We start from the raw sequence: 5077 nt of genomic DNA, 5'->3' as shown, positions 1-5077 counted from the left end.
GGATGCGCCCGGCGGGATGCGCGCCGGACAGGCCCCGGTGAAACCCTGACCGGAGGAGGTGAAATCGCTACCATCGGGACCAACGGGACAAGCAGCAGCGGAATCCAACGATCTACGTAAATACGACAGTTGGATTCTCATCCCGCGCCGGACCGCCGACCCCGAAGGGACCCATGTCCACCGCCGCACCCGCCCTCCCCCCGTTGCACCGACTCCCCGTCACCCCCGCCCAGCCGCCCCACCCCACCACCCTCCCCGACGGCACCCCCGCCTGGCTGGTCACCCGCTACCACGACGTCCGCCAGACCCTCACCGACCCCCGCTTCACCCGCGGCGACCTGGCCACCGTCGGCACCCCCGGCGGCGGCGCCGACGTCTCCAGCAACCCGGCGTCGATGTTCAACCAGGACGGGCCGGAACACCGCCGGCTGCGCAGCACCGTCCAACGGGCCTTCACCGCACGCGCCATCGCCGGCTGGCAGCCCTGGGTCGCGGAGGGCGTCCAGCAGGCCGTCGACGCCCTCGCGGCCGGCGGCACCCCCGCCGACCTGGTCACCGCCTTCACCCGGCCGGTGCCCTTCGCCGTCACCAGCCGCCTGATGGGGCTCGACGGCGACGGACCGGACCACCTCGACGAGCAACGGCTCCGCCGCTGGACCAGGGCGATCCTCGCCGACGGCACCCCGGACGACGGCGGCGACGCGACCGACGGCGCTCTGGACCCGGCCGAGGCGCTCGCCGAATACGCCGCCTACACCGGCGAGTTGATCGCCCGCCGCCGCCACCACCCCGGCGAGGACCTGGTCAGCCGCCTCGTCCAGGCCGCCGACCAGGACGGCGGCGTCCCCGAGGAATCACTCGTCTACCTGGTCTGCGGGCTCACCGCCAGCGGCAACGAGAGCGTCACCGGCGCCCTCGGCAACGCCCTCGTCTACCTGCTCGGCGAACGCCCCGAGGACTGGCCCCGCCTCGCCGATCCCGACACCACCGAACGCGTCACCGAACGCCTCCTGCACTTCATCCCGCTCGGCGACGACGAGGCCACCACCCGGCGCGCCACCGAACCGGTCGACCTCGGCGGCGTCCACATCCCCGCCGGCGCCGTCCTCGCCGTCAGCCTCGGCAGTGCCAACCGCGACGCCGCCGTCTTCCCCGACGGCCTCGACGCCGGCCTCGACCACCCCCTGCCCGCCCCGACCCTCGCCTTCAGCGCCGGCCCCCACTACTGCCTCGGCGCCTGGCGGATGCGCCTGGAAATGCGCGAATCCCTCCGCCGCCTCGCCACCGCCCTCCCTGGCCTGCGCCTCACCACCCCCGTCGACCGGCTCACCTGGCAGCTCGGCACCACCACCCGCAGCCCCGCCCAGCTTCCGGTCACCTGGTAGCCGGGGGCGCCGGGCCGCCTGCGGCGGGCAGCCCGCGTCGACCCCCGGGCCGTCGCGGGCAAACCGTCCTCAACCCCAGAGCTGCTCGCCCAACGTGGCGCCCTCGGCGGCGCCGGGCAGGACGTAGGCGACGGCGGAGGCCTGGTGCTGGACGAACGGGTTGAGGGCGTCGCGGGTGGCGAGGCGGGTCTGGACGCGGGTGAACTGGGCGGGGTCGCGCATGAAGGCGCAGAAGAGCAGGCCGCGGTCGTCCGGGCCGTCGTCGTAGCTGTAGCCGCGGCGGAGCATGCGCGCGCCGCCGTCGAGGCGGGGGCTGCTGAGCCGGACGTGGGCGGTGGCGGGGATGACGTAGGAGCCGTCCGGGTTCTTGGCGTAGACGTCCGGTTCGTCGTGTTCGGCGCTGCCGGTGAGCGGGGCGCCGTCGCCCGCGCGGCGACCGATGACCAGGTCGCGCCGGTCCGCGGGGAGGGCCGCGAAGGCGGCGACGTCCATCCGGATCCGCCGGTAGACCAGGACGGTGCCGTTCTCGTGCGCACCCGCCGGGCCCCAGACCCACTGCCGGGCGGTCGGCTCGTCGGGGTTGGCGGTGCCGTCCTTGAAGCCGAACAGGTTGCGGGCGGTGCTGCCCGGGGCGGTGGCGGGCAGGAAGCCGGACTGGCTCCAGCGAGGCGTGGCCCCGGCAGCGCGGGCGGCGGTGGCTGCGAGTTCGGCGACGACGGTCAGCGTCCAGCGGTCGGCGCCGCAGAGTTGGAGGAGGACGTCGCCGCCGCCGCGCGCCGGGTCGAGGCGGTCGCCGGCGAAGGCCGGCAGGTCGGCGAGCGCGGCCGGGACGTTCAGGCCGAGCCGGGCGGCGAGGTCGGGACCGACGCCCACCAGGCTGGTGAGCCGGGCCGGTTCGGCGCCCTGGAGCCGCAGGTCCGGCGACGTCCCGGCGGTCGCGGCGGCCAGCAGCCGGGTGAGGTCCGCGAGCAGGCCGCGCAGGACGTCCCGGCCGCCGGCGGTGGTCGCGGGTGCGAGGTCGAAGGCCAGCAGCTGGGTGGCGGGTTGCGGGGGTGTGGTCACGCCGGCCTGGCGCGGGCCGTGGAAGAGGGGCGCCGGGTCGGGCGGCGGGGCCGCCGGGTGCTGCTGCGCGGAGCCGTCGTGGCCGCCGTGCGCCAACGCCTGGACGCCGGCGCCGAGTCCGGCGGCGAGCACCGCCCCGGCCGCGAGCAGCGCCCTCCGCTCGACACCGGGTCCGGCGGCTTCCGTCTGTTTCCGCACTTTTCCGGTTTCGGCATGCATGGGCGACATTGGAGACGATAGAACACCTCTCATGCAAATCCTGATGATGCGTCATTTCACTCGGCGGCCCTCACCTGCACGTGCCACGAGGCCCCTGCGACGGCTGTCCGCGGCGCTGCTCGCCACCACCCTGGCGCTGGCCGGCTGCGCGGCATCGGGCTCCTCCTCCGACGAGGCCCGCCATCCGGCCGGTACGGTCATCCAGGTCCCGGAGGACTTCCCCACCGTGCAGCAGGCCGTGGACGTCGCGCGCGAGGGCGAAACCGTGCTGGTCCACCCGGGCGTGTACCCGGAGAGCGTCCGGATCACCAAGCCGCGCATCGTCCTGCGCGGGACGGACCGCAACACCGTCGTCCTCAACGGCGGGGTGCGCCTCGTCAACGGCATCACCGTCACCGGCGCCGGCTCGGTGGTGGAGAACCTCACCGTGCACGGCTACCTCGCCAACGGCGTCCTGTTCACCGGCGTCACCGACGAGCACCTGCAACGGCACGGCGCCGGCGGCTCCGCGTACGACCCGCTGGACACCAACCGCTTCCCGCCCGTCCAGGGCTTCCGGGCCTCCCGGGTGACGGCCTACGACAACGGCCTGTACGGCATCTACGCCTTCGACGCGCGCGGCGGCGTGATCGAGGACTCCTACGCCTCCGGGCAGGCCGACTCCGGGATCTACGTCGGCCAGTGCAAGCCCTGCGACACCCTCGTGCACGGCAACACCGTGGAGCGCAACGCGGTCGGCATCGAGCTGACCAACGCCTCCGACGGGCTCAGCATCCTCGGCAACCGGGTGGTCGGCAACCGGGTCGGCGTGACGGTGAACTCCAACGACCTGGAGTCCCTCGCCCCGCAGCACGGCGCGGTGATCGCCGGAAACGTGATCACCGACAACAACGCCGCCGACACCCCGGAGCAGGCGGACGGCGGCTTCGGCATCGGCCTCGGGATCGGCGGCGGCACCGCGAACCAGGTGCTGCGCAACCTCGTCCAGGGGAACCGCGCCGCCGGGATCATCGTCACCGACCCGCCCGGACACCCGGCGAGCGGCAACCGCGTCGAGGGCAACCGCGCCACGGGCAACGGCGTCGACCTCGTGCTGGCCTCCACCGACCCCGGCAACTGCTTCACCGGCAACACGCCCGACACCCAGAGCCCGGACCAGTTGGAGGGCCAGGCGGCGTGCGGGGCGCAGGGCCGCAGCCCGCTCCCCGGCGGGCGGCCCGCCACCGTCATGGCGCCGCCCGGCGTGCCGTTCCACCAGGTGCAGGCCCCGGCCGCGCAGCCCTCCCTGCCCGACCCGTCGGCGCCGGGCCGGCCGGCGACGGACCTGCCGGGGCCCGTCGACCCGGACCGCTACGCCCTGCCCACGGACGCCGCCACCGTGCCGCAACCCCGGTGAGCCCGGGCCCCGGTGAGCCGCAGCCCCGGCGGCCCTAACGGCCCCGGGGCCTCACCCCGCGGCCCACGGCGCCTCCGGCATCCGCACGCCGTCCTGCCGCCCGGTGAGGTCGACGGTCGTCGGGGTGCCCAGGCCGGGCATCCGCATGGTGACCCGGCGCAGCGAGCCGTCGCCGTCGACCCAGTAGGTGAGCGGCGACGGCCCGCCGTCCGGGGCCGCGCCCTGGGCGCGCGGGCCGGAGAAGCGGTCGTAGTCGCGGCCGTCGATGCGGTCCCGGCCGAGCAGGCGCGCCCCGGACTGGGCGAGCAGCAGCGGGTTGTCCGGCCGGTCGGCGCCGAGGCGGACCAGCAGGCCGAGCCCGGCGTCCAGCGGGTCCGCCGTGTAGGAGCGCGGCGACCAGCCGGAGCGGGGGACGTGCTCGGCCTGCTCCCAGGCGGGGCCGGAGCCGGCCGGCTCCGGGGCCAGCCCGAGGCCGTCGCCGTCCCAGATGATCAGGCCGTGGTCGAGCTGGCCCGAGGCCCCGGAGACCTGGTAGCGGCCCACCCCCCGGCGGGTGCGGTAGTCCACCACCCCCTCCACCCGGATCTGCACGCCGCCGCCCTCCGCCGCGGTGAGCGCCACCGCCGCCGGGCTGGCCTGGTACAGCGTCAGCCGGGACAGCGCCAGCCGGGACGCCTCGTCCATGGTCACCGCCCGTTCCTCCGGTTCGCCCCAGGCCGTCACCCCGAGGGCCGTGGCCCCGGCGACCACCACCGCGCCGACCACCCCGACGAGCAGGCCCAGCCGCGCCCTCTTCCCAATCTTCCTACGGGCCATCTGGCAGCCCTCCTCCTGGTCAGCACCGTCGTACTGGTCGTGACCGTCGTACTTGTCGTCACTGTCGTGCGAACGAGCGGCGGGCGGGCCCGGGCCGCCGAGACCGCCCCCCCGCGCCGCGCCCCCGCCCGCGCGCACAGACCGGGGGCCCGCCGCGGGGGCGGCGGCCGGGGCCCCCCGGCCCCCGCCCGCCGCCCCC

Annotated in this window: 4 protein-coding genes; 2 read left to right on the top strand and 2 right to left on the bottom strand. The window is 75.9% G+C overall.

Annotated elements, in window-relative coordinates:
* Positions 1 to 173 precede the first annotated feature (173 nt).
* Positions 174 to 1385, top strand: a complete 1212-nt coding sequence (locus tag ACFV6I_RS10830; protein WP_380424463.1) for a cytochrome P450 — start codon at positions 174 to 176, stop codon at positions 1383 to 1385.
* A 69-nt stretch (positions 1386 to 1454) separates the two neighbouring features.
* On the opposite strand, the gene ACFV6I_RS10825 is transcribed toward ACFV6I_RS10830, so the two are convergent.
* Complete coding sequence (locus ACFV6I_RS10825; protein WP_380424461.1) at positions 1455 to 2666, bottom strand: Dyp-type peroxidase; 1212 nt, start codon at positions 2664 to 2666, stop codon at positions 1455 to 1457.
* Positions 2667 to 2697: 31 nt separating this feature from the next.
* On the opposite strand from ACFV6I_RS10825, the gene ACFV6I_RS10820 reads away from it, so the two are divergent.
* Complete coding sequence (locus ACFV6I_RS10820; protein ID WP_380424459.1) at positions 2698 to 4062, top strand: nitrous oxide reductase family maturation protein NosD; 1365 nt, start codon at positions 2698 to 2700, stop codon at positions 4060 to 4062.
* 51 nt (positions 4063 to 4113) lie between these two features.
* On the opposite strand, the gene ACFV6I_RS10815 is transcribed toward ACFV6I_RS10820, so the two are convergent.
* Positions 4114 to 4878, bottom strand: coding sequence for a hypothetical protein (locus ACFV6I_RS10815; protein ID WP_063346597.1), 765 nt, complete (start codon positions 4876 to 4878; stop codon positions 4114 to 4116).
* Positions 4879 to 5077 lie beyond the last annotated feature (199 nt).

The organism is Kitasatospora sp. NPDC059803, assembly GCF_042732255.1.
GTDB lineage: Bacteria > Actinomycetota > Actinomycetes > Streptomycetales > Streptomycetaceae > Kitasatospora.
The sequence above is the reverse complement of the archived record's forward strand: the minus strand, read 5'-3'. Positions and strand labels throughout refer to the sequence as shown.

What these genes read in the sequence shown, in the direction of transcription:
- ACFV6I_RS10830 (WP_380424463.1), top strand. Translation starts at nt 174, where the DNA reads ATGTCCACCGCCGCACCCGCCCTCCCCCCGTTGCACCGACTCCCCGTC.
- ACFV6I_RS10825 (WP_380424461.1), bottom strand. Translation starts at nt 2,666, where the DNA reads ATGCATGCCGAAACCGGAAAAGTGCGGAAACAGACGGAAGCCGCCGGA.
- ACFV6I_RS10820 (WP_380424459.1), top strand. Translation starts at nt 2,698, where the DNA reads ATGCAAATCCTGATGATGCGTCATTTCACTCGGCGGCCCTCACCTGCA.
- ACFV6I_RS10815 (WP_063346597.1), bottom strand. Translation starts at nt 4,878, where the DNA reads ATGGCCCGTAGGAAGATTGGGAAGAGGGCGCGGCTGGGCCTGCTCGTC.